This window comes from Shewanella sp. FeAMO, from assembly GCF_053653955.1.
In genome coordinates this window covers 2773255-2790255 of record NZ_CM132201.1, presented here as the reverse complement: position 1 = coordinate 2790255, position 17001 = coordinate 2773255, and the positions used below count along the sequence as shown (strand labels likewise).

General features: G+C 52.9%; 13 protein-coding genes. 10 read left to right on the top strand and 3 right to left on the bottom strand.

What is annotated here, in order from left to right; genetic code table 11:
- Positions 1–47 precede the first annotated feature (47 nt).
- Complete coding sequence (locus tag ACWAU4_RS12480; RefSeq protein WP_144190651.1) at positions 48–1274, top strand: nucleoside recognition domain-containing protein; 1227 nt, start codon at positions 48–50, stop codon at positions 1272–1274.
- A gap of 62 nt (positions 1275–1336) precedes the next feature.
- On the opposite strand, the gene ACWAU4_RS12475 is transcribed toward ACWAU4_RS12480, so the two are convergent.
- Genes ACWAU4_RS12475 through ACWAU4_RS12465 form a run of 3 tightly spaced genes read right to left on the bottom strand, consistent with a single transcriptional unit; the run spans position 1337 to position 5211 of the window.
- Complete coding sequence (locus tag ACWAU4_RS12475; protein ID WP_208135834.1) at positions 1337–3958, bottom strand: PqiB family protein; 2622 nt, start codon at positions 3956–3958, stop codon at positions 1337–1339.
- On the bottom strand, positions 3936–4574 hold the full coding sequence (locus ACWAU4_RS12470) for a paraquat-inducible protein A (RefSeq protein ID WP_025887715.1): 639 nt from the start codon (positions 4572–4574) through the stop codon (positions 3936–3938). Before ACWAU4_RS12470 ends, ACWAU4_RS12475 begins: the two co-directional genes overlap by 23 nt.
- The gene (locus tag ACWAU4_RS12465; RefSeq protein ID WP_037475773.1) at positions 4564–5211 is read right to left on the bottom strand and encodes a paraquat-inducible protein A; all 648 of its coding nucleotides are present in this window, start codon (positions 5209–5211) and stop codon (positions 4564–4566) included. The genes ACWAU4_RS12470 and ACWAU4_RS12465 overlap by 11 nt, the downstream gene beginning before the upstream one ends.
- Positions 5212–5407: 196 nt before the next feature.
- Here ACWAU4_RS12465 and ACWAU4_RS12460 point away from each other — a divergent pair, with 196 nt between their 5' ends.
- From ACWAU4_RS12460 to ACWAU4_RS12420, 9 genes are all read left to right on the top strand, one after another.
- Positions 5408–5695 (top strand): YebG family protein, encoded by a 288-nt coding sequence (locus ACWAU4_RS12460; RefSeq protein ID WP_045283846.1) that lies wholly within the window; start codon positions 5408–5410, stop codon positions 5693–5695.
- Positions 5696–5708: 13 nt separating this feature from the next.
- Entirely contained in the window at positions 5709–6167 is a 459-nt protein-coding gene (locus tag ACWAU4_RS12455) for a GAF domain-containing protein (protein WP_025887716.1), read from the top strand.
- Between the two features lie 263 nt (positions 6168–6430).
- Entirely contained in the window at positions 6431–7090 is a 660-nt protein-coding gene (proQ, locus tag ACWAU4_RS12450; protein ID WP_028781451.1) for an RNA chaperone ProQ, read from the top strand.
- A 30-nt stretch (positions 7091–7120) separates the two neighbouring features.
- Entirely contained in the window at positions 7121–9184 is a 2064-nt protein-coding gene (gene prc, locus ACWAU4_RS12445) for a carboxy terminal-processing peptidase (RefSeq protein ID WP_044734607.1), read from the top strand.
- 124 nt (positions 9185–9308) lie between these two features.
- Positions 9309–11894, top strand: coding sequence for an aminopeptidase N (gene pepN / locus ACWAU4_RS12440; protein ID WP_454290287.1), 2586 nt, complete (start codon positions 9309–9311; stop codon positions 11892–11894).
- 8 nt (positions 11895–11902) lie between these two features.
- A complete protein-coding gene (locus ACWAU4_RS12435) occupies positions 11903–12118 on the top strand; it encodes a DUF2835 domain-containing protein (RefSeq protein WP_224866315.1) in 216 nt (71 codons plus the stop codon).
- A gap of 315 nt (positions 12119–12433) precedes the next feature.
- Positions 12434–14488: a DUF1302 domain-containing protein gene (locus ACWAU4_RS12430; protein ID WP_101055763.1), complete on the top strand. Its 2055-nt coding sequence runs from the start codon at positions 12434–12436 to the stop codon at positions 14486–14488.
- 13 nt (positions 14489–14501) lie between these two features.
- Entirely contained in the window at positions 14502–15869 is a 1368-nt protein-coding gene (locus tag ACWAU4_RS12425; protein ID WP_454290286.1) for a DUF1329 domain-containing protein, read from the top strand.
- An 89-nt stretch (positions 15870–15958) separates the two neighbouring features.
- A complete protein-coding gene (locus tag ACWAU4_RS12420) occupies positions 15959–16999 on the top strand; it encodes a WD40/YVTN/BNR-like repeat-containing protein (protein ID WP_454290285.1) in 1041 nt (346 codons plus the stop codon).
- Positions 17000–17001: the final 2 nt, after the last annotated feature.

The following is a 17001-nucleotide window of genomic DNA, read 5'->3' as shown; positions in this document are numbered from 1 at the left end:
GGCGGCAGTATAGCACACTCGGGCGCGGCGACTGTGGGGTGTTTTAGGTGTTGAACCGGGTTTGGAGTCTGTTCTTTATTATCGCGCTGGGAGCGATTTTGCTGCGTTTGATGAGCGGCGATGCGACCGTTCTCAATGAGTCTGTCACGGCGATGTTTGACAGCGCCAAATTGGCCGCGGAAATAGCCCTGGGATTGATTGGGGTGTTGACCCTGTGGATGGGGCTGATGCGCCTTGGGGAAAAAGCCGGAGTGGTTGCAGCCATCGCCTGGGTATTTGAGCCGCTGCTCAGCAAGTTGATGCCGGAAGTGCCAAGAGGCCACCCCGCCTATGGCAGCGTCACCATGAACCTGACCGCCAATATGCTGGGGTTGGACAATGCCGCCACACCATTGGGACTTAAGGCGATGGCGGATCTGCAAAGCCTGAACCCCGACAAGAAGACCGCCACCAATGCCCAGATCCTGTTTTTGGTGCTCAACACCTCTTCCGTGACTTTGGTACCCGTGACGGTTTTTCTGTACCGGGCGCAGCAAGGGGCGGCTGATCCTGCCGACATTTTCCTGCCGATTTTACTCTCTACCCTGGGCTCGACCCTGGCGGGTTTGAGTGTGGTGGCGCTGGTACAAAGGATACGATTGCTGGATTGGGTGGTGCTGGGTTATGGCGCAATACTGCTCGGCGGTCTCAGTGCCGGAGTGATGTACCTGTTGACCCTGGGAGCCGAGCGGATCGGCGAAGTCTCCGCCGTGTTGGGGAACGGTTTGCTGCTGGGGATCATCTTTGCCTTTGTGCTGGTGGCGCTGCTTAGGCGGGTGCCGGTTTACGATGAGTTTATTGAAGGCGCCAAGTCGGGGTTTGAGCAGTCGGTGCGGCTTATTCCTTATCTGCTGGCCATGCTGTTGGCGATAGCCTTACTGCGCGCCTCCGGCGCGCTGGATTATCTGCTCGGTGTCATTGCTGTTTTGGTGAGTCATATGGGGATGGATGGCCGCTTTATCGATGCCTTGCCAACCGCACTGATGAAGCCTTTGAGCGGCTCAGGCGCCAGAGCCATGATGCTGGAAACCATGGCCCATTACGGCGTCGATTCTTTTGCCGGCAGGCTGGCGGCCATTTTCCAGGGTAGTACTGAAACCACTTTTTACGTGCTGGCCGTGTATTTTGGTGCCGTCGGTATCCGTAATGGCCGCCACGCATTGGCGTGTGGCTTGTTTGCCGATCTTGCGGGTATCTGCACTGCTATAGTCGTATGCTATTGGTTTTATGGCTGAGGCGATACATAGGTAGGATTACAGAGTTAAAAAACGGGGCTCATCTGAGCCCCGTTTGGGTTTTATGGCTGGCTGAGTCTTGGGCGCCAGTTGAGCCAGTCGCGCTCGGGTTTGTCATGAAGTGGCATCAGACTCTGGTTTTCAAGCGGTTTGCTGCTTTGATTGTCGAGCTCAGTGACCACTCCTATGCCGCCGGCGAGTATGGTTTCCAATGAGCCGGTTTCGATTTGGGCTCCGGAAAACAGCCCCAAATCGACCCGAATACCGGACAAGTCGTAGAACCTGCTGCTCTGGTTGATAAGATGCCGATAAGGCGCAGCAATCTGGGTCTGGATCCAGACTTCATCGCCCTTGGGCGCCAGTCGATAGCTGGTTACATCGCCAATTTGAATGCCGCGAAAGAAGATCCCTGTGCCTATGTTGACCGAGCCCAGGCTGGCCTTGCTCAGCACCAGTTGCAGCGCATCGGCCTCTGGGGCTACCGCCGTATGTACTTTGCCATTGAACTGCCGGCTCACTTTGCTGGCCTGGCCGGGAAGAGCACTGATATAGGCGCCGGTCAGCAGGGTTTCCGGCGCCTTTATGCCCTTAAGGGATATTTCGGCATTGACCAGGCTGAAGCGACTATCGCTTTTGAGAAACGGCTCGGCATAGCGGCCATAGAGAAAGGCACTGAGTTGCTGGCTGTTGAGATCGTCACTCAAGGTTACCCGGGTGACTTCACCTATCTGATGACCCTGATAGCGGATAGCGGCACCTGGTTTGATAGTGGCACTGGCCGGGAAACTCAGCTCAATGGCAACGGCCTGATTGCGCGCCAGTGACTCGGAGGTATAAAGCTGCTTATTGTTGGGCTCGCCTTGTTCCAAAAAGCCCAAACTGATACTGCCCTTGATGGCACCGGCCAGCGGCGCGACATCCAGCTTGACTCCCGAAAGTCCGGCATCGATTGACACCGCCTGATTGCGCCAAAACACGGCATTGGGTTTGAGTAGGGGCGCAAAGGTATGGTCTATGGCGAGCGCAATGGCAAATCTGTCATCCTGGCTCTGCCAGCTGACCTGTTTCACCTGTCCTATCTGCATCTTCTTGTAGTAGACAGGTGCGCCCGGGCTCAAGTCGGCGCCATCATCGCTGTAGAGCTGCCATTTGAGCTGCTCCATGCCTTGGTAATAGTGGCCGGCCTCGGCACTTGAGGCAAACAGCGGCAGCGGCTTGGAAAGATCGGCGCCCTTGCGGCTTTGGCCGCGTCTTAAGCTGACACTGCCCTTGGTGAGGGTCGTAAAATCGCCGCTCTTGAGGCTGACGCCGTCCAGTGAGGCGTTGAAGTCCAGCGCGGCTTCGGCGATGAAGTCACTGCCTTGGGTAAGCAGCGGGGCAAACTCGGGCAACACCTCGGCCTGGTACTCGACCGAGTTAAAGTCCCGGCTCAGGGCAACCGAAGTGACCTTGCCTATGGCGATCTTCTTGTACCTCAGCTCGGCATCTGGGCTGATGCCGGGGTTTTCATCGGCTCTAAGCGTTATCTTTAACGCCTTGGCCTTGCTGAGATCCGGCGCCTGCTCGGCCAAGGCGTAACGGGTTTGGGCCTCGCCCGTACCCGGGAGAAAGGCGATGGCATCGCCGCTCAGCAATCGGCCCGGGTGTTTTATGCCTGACAGTGACAGCTCGGCGCCTTCACGCCAAAACTGCGCCGTGCCGGTCAAAAGACTCGAGTAGGGGGCGTCCAGGCGGGCATGCAGCGCCACGCCGTCATCGGCCAGCACTATCTCTTCTATTTCCCCTATAGGCAAACCGCGGTAGAGAATGGGGCTGCCCTTGTTGAGGCCATCGGCATTTTTTGCCGACAGAATAAAGCTGGCGCCGCCACTGGCTTCTGTTTCATTGTCATATAGGGTGAAACTATCGCCGTTTACTGCGTTCTTTGAGCTTTCGGGGGAATCAAAGTTGATGCCGCCGGCGAGTATCGCCGCCAGGCTCTCTGCGCTGACCTTAACGCCGGAAAGTGAGGCGTTGATCTCTATGCCGGAGACATTCCAAAAGCGGGAATCTTTCTTGACCAGATAGGCATATTGCTCCTGAATAAAAGCACTTAGCAGCAGCTTGTCACTGTTGTCGAGTCGATAGCTGACCACACTGCCGACCGGTACCTGGCGATAGAATACCGGAGAGCCCACATCCAGTGAGCCGAGGCGATCGGCGCTCAGTTCAACCACTAAGCCATCATTACTGGGCAGCACGGCCGGGGCAGAGCGCTCGGCCTCGTAGCTGTAACGTGAATCGCCGTCTCCGGGTTGAATACCTATATAGTTTCCCGAGAACAAGGCATCCAAACCTTCGACACCTGTGATGGATGCTTTGGGGGTCACCAGCCAGAACTTGGTTTCATCCCTGAGGAAAGGCTCGGCGCGGTAGTCCATCAATACATCGACATTCACACCCTGCAGCTCTTCATCGATGGAGATATCCACCACCTTGCCGACGGTCAGGCCTTGATAGCGCACCAGCGTCTTGCCTACGTCCATACCACTGGCACTGGGGAAGTGGATCCGCACCTCAATGCCGGATTCCTTGATGCTCTTCAGCCCCAGCCAAGCGCCCAAGGCCAACGCCACTATAGGTAACAGCCAGATGGGGGAAAAAAGCTTCTTTTTGACTATTTTAGGCTTTTCGATTTGCGTCATCTTCTGTGTCCAGTTGATCCCAAAGTAAACGTGTGTCCAACACCTTGGCCGCAAGTTGGGTAAAGAGGATGACCAAGGCAAACGCAGTTGCTGCCGGCGCCGGCTTGGCGTCCAGCAATTGCCCCATATTAACCAGGGCAACGGTAATGGATATGACAAACAGATCCAGCATAGACCAGCGTCCAATCCATTCTATGATATGAAACCCAGCCATCAGTGGCCGTTTGGGGATAGGCAGGTTGAAACTGATCGCCGTCAGATAGAAAGCCAGGCCGATAATTTTCAGCCAGGGCACCAGAATACTGGCGGTAAAGACTATGATGGCGATGGGTAACATATCCGACTGTACCAGATGGGTGATGCCGGAAAAAATGGTGTCGTAGGTAACCTTGCCCTGTTTGGTGAGCATGGTAATGGGGTAGATGTTAGCCGGGATCAACAAGATGGCTGCGGTGATCAGCAAGGCCCAGCTTTTTTGCAGACTGGTTTCGTCCCTTAGCCTGAGCGGGTTTTGGCAGCGACTGCAGTACTCATCCTCTATCAGGTTGAGTTTCTTGCAGGCAGGGCAGGTGCACAGGCCCATGTCTTTGCCCTGGATCTGCTTTCTAGCTTTCATCGAGAAAACTCCACATATGCTCCAGGTTATATTCGCGCTGCAGGAAGAGAGTCACTAAAAACAGCATGGTAAAACAAAAGGTTCCCATGCCAAAGTAAACATCGGAGAAGTCGGACAACTGAAAGGCGGAAACCAGGAAACTGATCACATAAATTTCCAGCATGGTCATTTGCGACAGCAGGCCTTGCTTCTTGAGCAGCCAGGTGAGAACCCCTCGCCAGAAGTGATGCTGCACCAGACCTGTCTTGATGATCAGTACCTGAACAAAAATCGACAGATTGAGTACTCCTGGGGCTATTACTGCCGCCACCAATACGGCAATCCCCACTATCCAATAACCTTGGTCAATTACCGCCAGGGCACCTTGGTATGCGGTCGTGGTTCTGACACTGCCGAGAAAGTGCATTTCCAATACAGGCAGCAGCATGGCGGGCAGATAAAACAGCAGGGCACTGATACATAACGCCAGCATGCCATTGATAGAACAATAGGGCGCATCATAAAGCGCTGTATGGCATCTGGGACAAAGCGCTCTGACGCCGGAGGGCAAGGCGCGTTTACTCACAGCCAAATCACAGGCGCGACAGAGCACTAAGCTGCAGTCCGGTTTGTTGTCGCTTGGAGTATAAGCTTTCAAATGCTGGATATGTCCTGTTCTGGCCATGGTGACCCAAGCTTAGTCGTCAACACACTAACTGCGTTGCGCGTGGGTCCATTGGAGTTAATCGACAAAACAAACTCGCAAATACTATCAGAAAGAGCGCGTCTCTTGCATCTATAGCGCATTTTATGTCACTCTATGTACTGTATATTTAAACAGTGTGAGGAAGGTCATGGCCGTTATAACTCAGTACGTTGTGGTCAGAGAAGGGGTTGAGAAGATGACATTTACATCTAAGAAGGAGGCAGACGCCTACGATAAGATGCTCGACATCGCGGATAACTTAATCCCCTTCATTCAAGCCAGTGAATTGGAACTGGATGATAATACAGCGGAAAAACTTGCTTTTTATTTAGCTTCTCATAAAGATACACTGGCGAATCTGCTCAAGGGCGCCCCGGTAAAAGCACCGTCCCCCGCCAAGAGCAGTAAGAAGAAGACAGAATCAGAAAAGGCATAACCCGGGAATACAGATGAAAGCTCAGTTTTACGATACGCTCAACCGTCAGGTACAGGCACTGTTTGCCGGTGAAGACGATGTCATTTGTGCCATGGCCAATTTCTCAGCTTTGCTGAATGAACACCTTGAAGACATCAATTGGGTGGGCTTCTATCTGCTTAAGGGCGAGCAACTGGTGCTTGGGCCCTTTCAAGGGAAACTGGCCTGTACCCGAATTCCAATGGGTAAGGGGGTCTGTGGCACCGCGGCCGCCAAAGGCGAGACTCAGTTGGTTGAGGATGTACATCAGTTTGCCGGACATATCGCTTGTGATGCCGCCAGCAACTCGGAAATTGTGATCCCTGTTTACCAAAAGGGCGAACTGATTGCCGTGCTGGATATCGACAGTCCCAGCCTGTCGCGCTTCGATAAAGAGGATCAAACCGGGCTGGAGACCCTGGTGCAGAGTCTGGAAAAGTGCTTATTTGGTTAATTCCCGTACAATCTGCCACAATTGGTGGTCGCATTAAGGCGCGTGCAGCTTATAATAGGCGGCCGCTTTGAGGGCCAAATGACCGTTTGTGGTGCTTGGCCGTATCAGGCTGAAATGTTAAGTTTTGTGTAATGCCTTTGGCAATGGCCGAATGCATGCTAATTTGTACGTTATCCCCCAAGGGGTTAACGAAGATGAACGACGCCGTGAGTACAGCAGACCTAACTGACCACTGACGTCCCCTGTTAACTGTGGAAGTAATGATGGAATCAACAGAAAAGTTGACCGACACCAACGCTATTCTGGCGTATTTGTATGAAACATTCCCTTTGTGCTTTATTGCCGAAGGAGAAACCAAACCACTGAAGATAGGACTGTTTCAGGATTTGGCTGAAAGGTTGGCTGATGATTCCAAAGTCAGTAAGACCCAACTTAGGGTCGCCCTGAGACGCTACACCAACAGTTGGCGCTATCTGAAGTGCATCAAGGAAGGTGCTCAGAGGGTGGATCTCGATGGTAACCCTTGCGGCGAACTGGACCCAGAGCATATTGAACATGCCAAGGCGACGCTGAAAGAGAGTCAGGAAAAAGCCAAGGCCCGCCGTGCTGCCGAGCCAGCCAAAGAAGGTGAAGCCAAAAAAGCCAAGCCTGCGCGTAAGCCTCGTCCTCAAGGGGACAAGCCCCGCAACGATCGCCCCCGCAGCGATAAAAAGGCGGCCCGTAAGCCTGGCAAGCCTGCCGCTCCAGCCGTGGAATTGGTACCAGCCGTATTGGAAGAGCTGAAACCTTCACAGCGAGTGAATGTCAAATTGGGTATGACACCGGTAGCAGGTGTGATCCTCGACATCAATAAAGAAGATGTTCACGTCCAACTGGATTCCGGCCTGTCAGTCAAGGTCCGCGTGGAACATATTCTGCTGTAAAATCATCAAATAGAAAGGAGTAACTTGCTGATGCGAAAATTTATTCTTGCTGCATCGATCGCCAGTGTCTTTATGGGATCCCAGGCGCTGGCTATCTCACCGGCAGTTCCGGTCAGCGAGTTACCCCATTTGCAACAGGAGCCGCAACACAAGGTTGCCAGTAAACGGATAACCGGCCTGTTCAGTCGCTCCCATTATCACAGATTCGATCTGGATGATGCCTTCTCGCAGCAGATCTTCAAACGCTTTCTTGAACAACTCGACTACCGCCGCAATGTATTGTTGCAGAGCGATATCGACAGTTTTAAGGTTTATGCCAATCAGTTTGACGATATGGTACGCAGCGGCGATCTGGAACCGGCGTACAAGATGTACGATCTGGTGCAGCAGCGCCGTTACGAGCGTTTTGCCTATGCCTTGAGTCTGCTCGACAAAGAGATGGACTTTAATCAGGCCGGCGATGCTTATGTCTTTGATCGTAAAGATGCCGCCTGGCCCAAAGACGAGGCCGAGCTCAACGAGCTGTGGCGTCAGCGGGTCAAGTACGATGCCCTCAACCTCAAGCTGACCGGTAAAGAGTGGCCGGAGATTGTTGATGTGCTGGGTAAGCGCTACAACAACGCCATCAAACGCTTGAAGCAAACCAACAGTGAAGACGTGTTCCAGGGGCTGATGAATGCATTTGCCCGCAGTGTCGAGCCGCACACCAGTTACCTGTCTCCCCGTAATGCCGAACGTTTCCAGATGGAGATGAACCTTAGCCTGGAAGGGATAGGCGCCGTATTGCAGATGGAAGATGACTACACAGTTATCAAGAGTCTGGTGGCCGGTGGTCCTGCTGCGCTGAGTGAGAAGCTGGCGCCTGAAGACAGAATTGTCGGTGTAGGTCAGGAAGGCAAGGAGATGGTCGATGTTATCGGCTGGCGTCTGGATGATGTAGTCGACCTGATCAAAGGCCCTAAAGGTAGCAAGGTGACTCTGCAGGTGCTGCCCAAGAAAGGCGGCTCCAATGCCAAACCCATCAATGTGACTGTGGTGCGGGACAAAATTCGTCTCGAAGACAGGGCGGCGACTTCCAAGATAGTCGAGCCGGAAACCGGTCCTTACGCTCAGCGTAAAATTGGTGTTATCCAGATCCCCGGCTTCTATATGGACTTATCCCGCGATGTGGCCAAGGAGTTGCAAACACTCAATGAAGCCAAGGTTGAAGGTGTGATTATTGACCTGCGTGGTAACGGTGGTGGCGCCTTGACCGAAGCGACTTTGCTTACCGGGCTGTTTATCGATCAGGGGCCTGTGGTGCAAATTCGTGACGCCAATGGTCGCATCAGCGAAAACCGCGACAACGACGGCAAGAGCTATTATGACGGTCCACTCACAGTGATGGTTGACCGTTACTCGGCCTCGGCATCGGAAATTTTTGCCGCTGCGCTGCAGGATTATGGCCGCGCCTTGATTATCGGTGAGTCTACCTTCGGTAAAGGCACAGTGCAGCAGCACAAGAGCCTTGGCCGTATCTACGACCTGTATGAAAAGCCGGTTGGCCATGTGCAGTACACCATAGCCAAGTTCTACCGTATTAATGGTGGCAGTACTCAGTTGAAAGGTGTGACTCCGGATATTCCGTTCCCCAGTGCGTTAGAGCCGGGGGAATATGGTGAGGCGGAAGAAGACAATGCACTGCCATGGGATAAGGTGCCTGTAGCCAAGTACCAGCCTTTGGGTGAAATCGGCGCAGAGATGGTCAGCAATCTTGCGAAACGCCACGAGAGTCGGATTAAGCAGGACGTCGAGTTCGGTTATATACTGCAGGACATAGGCGAGTTCAAGAAACACCATAAAGAGAAGAGTGTTTCTCTGGTGGAAAGTGAGCGCTTGGCCGAGCGGGATAAGGACGATCAGAAACAGTTGGCCCGCCTCAACGAACGTCGGGTTGACCATGGTCTCGAACCCTTGAAGTCTCTGGATGATGATGAAAATGTCTCCGAAGACGAGAAGAAAATCGAGACTCCGGATGCCTTCCTCGATGAAGCCGTCTATATCACTCTGGATATGGTGGACTATCAGAGATTGGCAAAAAACAGCGCAAATTGATGCTGGCTCCAGGAAACAAAAAACGCGCTGATTGCGCGTTTTTTGTTTGCTCCCAGCGCGAACAGAGGCAAGATCAGTCAACGAACTCAGCGACTGCCAGTGCCCAACGAATTAAGGATGACCTATGTCTGAAGCACAAACCATTTCCCCGCAACAACTGCAGGCCAAGCACCTGGCCGATTATCGTCCACCGGCGTTTTTGATCCCCGAACTGTCACTCTCATTTCAGCTTGAACCCAAGCAAACCCGAGTGACGGCCGTCAGCCGGGTAAAGCGCAACGGCAGTCACAATGAGCCTCTGCAGCTTGACGGTGACGAGCTGGAACTGGAGCAGCTGTTGGTCAATGGTGACCCGGCCGACTATCGCCTCGAGCCGGGTAAACTACTGCTTGAAACCGAACTCAACGAATTTGAATTGACTCTGGTGACTCGCATCAGCCCGGCCGATAACTCGGCACTGGAAGGCCTGTACATGTCCGATGGCGCCTATTGCACTCAGTGTGAGGCGGAAGGTTTCAGGCGCATCACTTATTTTCTCGACCGTCCCGATGTGCTGGCCAAATACCAGGTACGTATCGAAGCCGACAAGGCGTTTCCTTTCCTGCTTTCCAACGGCAACTTGCTGGAAAAAGGGGAGATGGCCGATGGTCGTCATTTCGCCGTCTGGAAAGACCCTTTCCCTAAACCCGCTTACCTGTTTGCCTTGGTTGCCGGTGACTTTGACCTGCTGGAAGACAGCTTTACCACCCGCTCCGGCAGAGAGGTCAAACTGCAGGTGTTTGTCGACAAGGGCAACCTGCACAAGGCCGGACACGCCATGGCTTCACTTAAAAAGGCGATGGCCTGGGACGAGTCACGCTTTGATATCGAGTACGATCTCGATATCTACATGGTGGTGGCTGTGGACTTCTTCAACATGGGCGCCATGGAAAACAAGGGCCTGAATATCTTCAACACCAAGTATGTGTTGGCGGATAAAGACACGGCGACCGATGATGACTTTCACGGTATAGAATCTGTGATTGGCCACGAATATTTCCACAACTGGACCGGTAACCGGGTAACTTGCCGCGATTGGTTCCAATTGAGCCTGAAAGAGGGCCTGACCGTATTTCGCGATCAGGAATTCAGCTCAGATCTCGGCTCCCGGGCCGTCAACCGTATTCATGCCATCAAGGTCATCAAGAACCAGCAGTTCGCCGAGGATTCTGGCCCGATGTCGCATCCTATTCGCCCCGAAAGCGTGATAGAGATGAATAATTTCTACACAGTCACTGTTTACAACAAGGGCGCCGAAGTGATCCGTATGATGCACACTCTGTTGGGTGAGCAGGCCTTCCAGGCGGGGATGAAGCTCTATTTCGAGCGCCACGACGGCCAGGCGGTTACCTGTGACGACTTTGTCGCCGCTATGGAAGATGCCTCAGGTAAAGATCTGACTCAATTCCGCCTTTGGTATAGCCAGGCGGGCACCGCTCAGGTGACAGTGACCGATGAGTATGAGGCAAGCACACAGACTTACCGCCTGCACCTCAAGCAGTTCACCCCAGTGCGCGCCGGTGAAGCGGCTAAGGCAGCGTTGCATATTCCGTTCAGCCTGGAACTGCTGGGCAATGACGGCAACGCCTTGGTCAACCAAGTGTTTGATTTTACCCAGGCCGAGCAGACTCTGGAGTTTAAGGATATCAGTGCCCGTCCGATCCCTTCGCTGTTGCAGGACTTTTCGGCGCCGGTGAAGCTCAAGTATGACTACAGCACAGTGCAGCTGCTCTGCTTACTGCGCCATGCCGGCAGTGAAGTGGCCCGCTGGGAAGCGGCGATGAGTCTCTTCAGCCGCGCTGTTTGGGCCAATGTGACTTTACTTGAACAAGGGCAGGGGATGCATCTGGATCCTCGTGTTGTCGACGGCTTCAGAGGCGTGATACTGGACGAATCCTTGGATAAGGGGCTTGCGGCCGAAATCCTCAAGCTGCTTTCAGTGTCTTCCTTGATTGAGCAGGTTGATAAGGTTGAATTGGATGCCCTGTTGCTGGCCCGCGACTTTGTGATTGAATCCATCGCCAGTGGCTGTGAAGATGAGCTGTTGGCCCGTTATCGTCAACTGCTGTCGCTGGATGATGCTGCCGCCCGCAGTTTGAAAAACACTCTGCTTTGGCTGCTGGCCAAAGTCTCTGATGAGCATGAGTCTTTGATTGAACAGCAGTTTGTCTCGGCCTCTGGTATGACAGATGCGCTGGGCGCGCTGCTTGCAGCCAACGATGCCAATTGTGATTGCCGCGATGCCCTGATGCAAGCATTCGAGCAGCGCTGGAACCAGACCCCTCTGGTGATGGATAAGTGGTTCAGCCTGCAGGCGATGGCGACAGATGATGAGGTGATCGCCAGACTCGAGACCCTGTTGCAACATCCGGCCTTCAGTCTGAATAATCCCAACCGGGTTCGTTCCCTGGTGGGCAGTTTTGCCGCGGCCAATGTGCGTCAATTCCACCGCCAGGACGGCAAGGGATATGTTTTCCTTACCGCCATGCTCAAACAGCTCAATAGCCTCAACCCGCAAGTGGCAGCACGGATCATCACTCCGCTGATCCAGTTTGCCAAGTTTGATGCCGGACGCCAGGCCAAAATGAAGGCTTGTCTGCAGGAGTTGTTGGCTATGCCTGAGCTGTCACGGGATCTTTATGAGAAGGTCAGCCGAGCACTGGAAGACTGAGCCTAAAGATGGAATTTTACTTTCGCCTCAACCTGAGTTATCAGGACTTTTTACCTTACTATCAAGGTATTGCCGAAAATGTTGAGGTCAGGGAGAAGGGTGGCAAGCTCCTCTGGATCAACGGCCGCCGTCTACGTCCTTTTCTGACCGCCGATGGCATTTACGGTGAATTCCATCTCAGATTGGACCGGGATGGAAAGTTCATTTCTCTGAAACAAGTTTAGAGTAATTACTTAAAACGGCCGACTTAATCAGTCGGCTGTTTTGTATCCAGGTAACAAAGGTTAATCCCTTGAAATCAATTGGGTTATATTTGTTAACTCCATCTATCCTCTCCACACTCGATAAAAATTTAAATTTCCACGCCTTTCCTGAACGACGGATCCGTCTTAAGTCCCCAAATCTGCACAATAAATTTCTCGGTCTCTGCCTTGCTCATCAGCATTAATTGCTGTAACAATGGTGTTGCCTGTGAGCTAACAAGATGTTGGTTGAGACTCCTATAACAAATAATCCAGCAGGTTACGGAGAAGCGATAAATGAAAACAGTGATAAACCGTTTTAACAAGTCGGCGCTCGCTTTGGGGGTGGCGTCGGCACTGAGTTTAGGGATGATCCCCAGTGTCGAAGCGGTGTCTTTCAAGTGGGGCGAAGTGGATGGCTCCTTTGATTCGACCTGGACCTTGGGCGCCAGTTGGCGCGTGGAAGGACGCGACTGGGATGGTCAGATAGGTAAAGTCAACCATCCAAGATTCGATTGGAGTGGCTATTCGGCTTTCACCGATACCAAGTACACGGCAGCCGAGATCTGGGCGCAGCCTGGTTCCTATTCCAGTAACAATGACTTGAGTAATCTCCTCTATTCCAAGGGTGATACCACCTCGGAAATCTTCAAGGGACTGCACGAGCTGTCGCTCAAGTATGAAAATTTCGGTATTTTCGCCCGTGGCATGTATTTTTACGATCGTAAATTGAACGACAGAATTTACGATTTTAATGACCCTCTTACCGGCAACCGCTACGACCCTTGCGCCGACAAGCGCGCTAAAGAAGTGCAGTGTAAGGATATCCGTCTGCTGGATGCCTTTGCCTATGCCAACTTTGATTTCAACGATGGCGCCAATCCGCTGACTATCCGTGTGGGTAATCAGGTGGTGTCATGGGGGGAAAGTACGCTGATTTCCCATGGTATTGCGGTGATTAACCCGGTGGATTTGAACATACTCAACGCGCCGGGCGCAGAACTGAAGGAAGCCTTTAGGCCGCAGGGTATGGTGTGGGCTTCTTTTGGTGTGACCGAAAACCTGTCGTTGGAAGCTTTCTATCAGTACGACTGGGAGCCTATCTGGGTTCCGACTCCCGGGTCGATTTTCGGCACCAACGACTTTGTCGGTTACGGTGGCTACAATCAAAACGCTCAGCTTGGTTTTAACGCCAATCCGGATATTAACCTCGATTTCTTGACCCTGGAATACAACCGCTTGTCCAACATGATAGCTTCAGGGCAGAGTATTCCGACCGAGCAGTTAGTGCAGATGGCGCTGGCTTACCCCACCAAGGTGACATTGGTGGAAGATGAAGCTGCTCCCAGCGATTCCGGTCAGTACGGTATTAAAATCGGGTACTACGCCCCGGAGCTGGGTGAAACCGAGTTTGGTTTTTATTACATGAATTACCATAGCCGCCGTCCGCTCATCAGTGGTACCACGGCGGATTTCAGTACTGGCGCACTGCTGTCTGATATGGCGGTTCTTGGGCAAAACGCCGGCAATATCAATCGCGACGTACTGTTGAGTCTGGATAGCTTCTCCAAGGCTCAGGTGGTTTATCCGGAAGATATTAAGCTTTACGGTTTTAGTTTCAATACCTTGATAGGTGATACCTCAGTGGCCGGTGAAATAGCGCACCGCCAGGATGAGCCACTGCAGATTGATGATGTGGAACTCTTGTTTGCCGCTATGCCACAACAGCTGGCCAACGCAGGGCTAAGGCCGGATCTTGATGGTTTGTCTCAGTACACTTCCCATGTCAAGGATGTTGGTCCGGGCGAGTACGCCGAGGGTTATATTCGTCTCGATACCACTCAGGCGCAGATGACTTTTACTCACTTGTTTGGCCCGACACTGGGTACCGATAATCTGGTGATGCTTGCCGAAGTCGGCGGGGTATGGATCCATGATATGCCGGGTTTCGATGAACTCAGACTCAATGGTCCAGGCACAGGGCGCAGCGGCGGCAATCCGAATATGCCAGGTATCATAGAGGCGTTGCACAATGGCCCTGAAACCAATCCGTTCCCGACAGATTTCGCTTGGGGTTACCGGATTGTCGCCAAGGCCGACTTCAACAATGTGTTCTCCGGCATCAATATGTCACCTCGAGTGATTTTCTCCCATGACGTTGACGGTATCACCCCAGATCCTATGTTCCTGTTTACCGAAGGTCGCAAGTCTGTGGCACTGGGACTCAGCTTTGACTACCAGAGCCGCTGGGGCGCGGATCTTTCCTATAACAGTTTCTTTGGTGGGGTAGGCACAACTAATGCGATGGCCGATCGCGATTATGTGTCTTTCAACGTTAAGTTTTCGATCTGATAAGGACAATAAAATGAGAACGATAGCTATATTGTCTGCCGCTGTGATCCTGGCTTTGGGGGCCACCACAGCTGTAGAAGCCAAGGTTTCCGAGGCCGATGTGGCCAAACTGGGGACCAGCCTGACACCACTCGGTGCTGAAAAGGGCCCTAATGCCGATGGCAGTATTCCTGCTTGGGACGGCGGTATTACCACGCCTCCTGCCAGTTATAAAAAAGGCATGCATCACCCAGATCCTTTCCCGGATGACAAGCCGCTGGTGACTGTCACCGCGGCCAACAAGGAGCAATACAAGGAGTTTTTGACACCTGGCCAGCTGAAGATGTTCGAAACCTATCCAGATAGTTTTAAAATGAACATCTATCAGACCCGGCGTACCGCTTCTGTGCCGCAGTTTATTTATGATGCCACCAAGGCCAATGCACCGAGAGCAACTCTTGTCTCTGAGGGCAATGGTGTCGATGGCGCGTCTATAGGTATTCCTTTCCCCATCCCTGCCAATGGATTGGAAGCCATCTGGAACCATATTCTCAGATTCCGCGGTGTCGATATTGAAATCGAACGTAATCAGGCGGCGCCTACTGCCAGTGGTGACTACACATTGGTGGAAATGGCCGAAGAGATACGTTTCGAATACTCTCGCCCTGAAGCGAACTTGGAAGAACTGAAAAAGAATAACATTCTGTTTGAGTTCAAACAGGTAGTTACCCAGCCAGCGCGTTTGGCCGGTACTGCGCTGTTGGTGAAAGAAACCATGGATCAGGAGAAGGAACCCCGTCAGGCCTGGACCTACAACACAGGGCAGCGCCGGGTGAGAAAGGCACCCAACGTGGCCTTCGATACGCCAGGTACGGTTTCTGATGGTCTGCGTACCACAGATGATTTCGATATGTTCAACGGCTCGCCTTCCCGTTACAACTGGGAGTTGCTGGGCAAGAAAGAGATATTCATTCCTTACAACGACTACCGTTTGCACTCGGATAAGGTCAAGTACAGTGATCTGCTCAAGGCGGGTCACTTGAACCCTGATTATATCCGCTATGAAAAGCATAGAGTCTGGGTGGTCAAGGCCAGCTTGAAAGAGGGCATGCGCCATATCTACAAGACCCGGGTCTTCTATTTGGATGAGGACTCCTGGCAGGTCTCAATCGCCGATCTGTACGACAATCGTGACGAACTGTATCGGGTTGCCATGGCGCATGGTTTGAACTATTACGAGGTGCCGACTCATTGGAGTACTCTTGAGGTGTATTACGATCTGCAGTCCCGTCGTTATATCGCCATAGGTTTGGATAATGAAGGCCGCATGTATGACTTTGATGCCAAGTTGTCCGAGGCCAACTTTACCCCGGCCGCGCTGCGCCGCGAAGGAATACGTTAAGCGCTCGTCATCAGTAATGGGTGGCTGAGGTCACCCAGTAGGCAATTCCAGGGGCGCGTGCGCCCCTTTCAACCCTAAGGAAGTCTGTAATGTCGTATCGCATGCTTCAAGCAGCGGCTCTGGGCCTTGGCATACTCACATTCCAGGGCGCAATTTCGCCCCTTCACGCCGAAACGCAATCTGCAACCTGGGCTCTGACCGGCCAACTGCAGCCTTTGGCGGTTCACTCTTTGATGTTGGATATTGCTCAGGCCGGCAGCACTATGGTCGCGGTCGGTGAGCGGGGTCATATCTTAAGGCTCAGCGCCGATGGCAATCAATGGCAACAGGTGGCGACACCGAGTCAGGCGCAGTTGACCAAGGTATTTTTTCTCGATGCCAACCATGGCTGGGCCGTGGGCCATGATGCCATCATTCTTGCTACCCAAGATGGCGGACTCTCCTGGCAGCAACAGTTCAGTTCGCTAGAGCTTGCCCGGCCCTTACTGGATGTCTGGTTTGCCGACTCGCAAAACGGCATAGCCGTTGGCGCCTATGGTCTATTTCTGCGCACCACAGATGGTGGCCAAAGCTGGCAGAAAGAATTTCATCCCGAGCTCTTGAGCCAAGATGATGCCGACTATCTGGCGGATCTCAAACAGCAGGATGAAGAGGCCTATCAGGCCGAATCCGACTCAATTTTGCCCCATTTCAATCGGGTCATTGCCCTTGAAGACAAGCGCTTGCTTATGGTCGGGGAGCTGGGGATGGTAGCCATTTCCGAAGATGGCGGCCGTTTATGGCAGCGTCTGGAGTTTATTTATGACGGCTCTTTGTTCAATGCCATAGAAAGGGATAAACAGCTCTATGTGTTTGGTCTGCGAGGGCATGCCTTCAGCGCACCGGAAGATATGAGTCAGTGGCAGGAGATAAAGATGCCGCTTGAGTCGACCCTCAATGCGGCAGCGCCGGTCAAAGGGGGCCTGCTGCTGGTCGGCAATGGCGGCGCCGTAATTCGTTTGGATAACAATTTACACGCTGAGCTGGTGACCCAGCGCAGAGGGGAAAATTTATCGGCAGTTGCCGTTGACCCCAAGGGCCGGTTATGGATAGCCGGGACCAAAGGGCTTTTCGAACTAAAACAACAATAAAG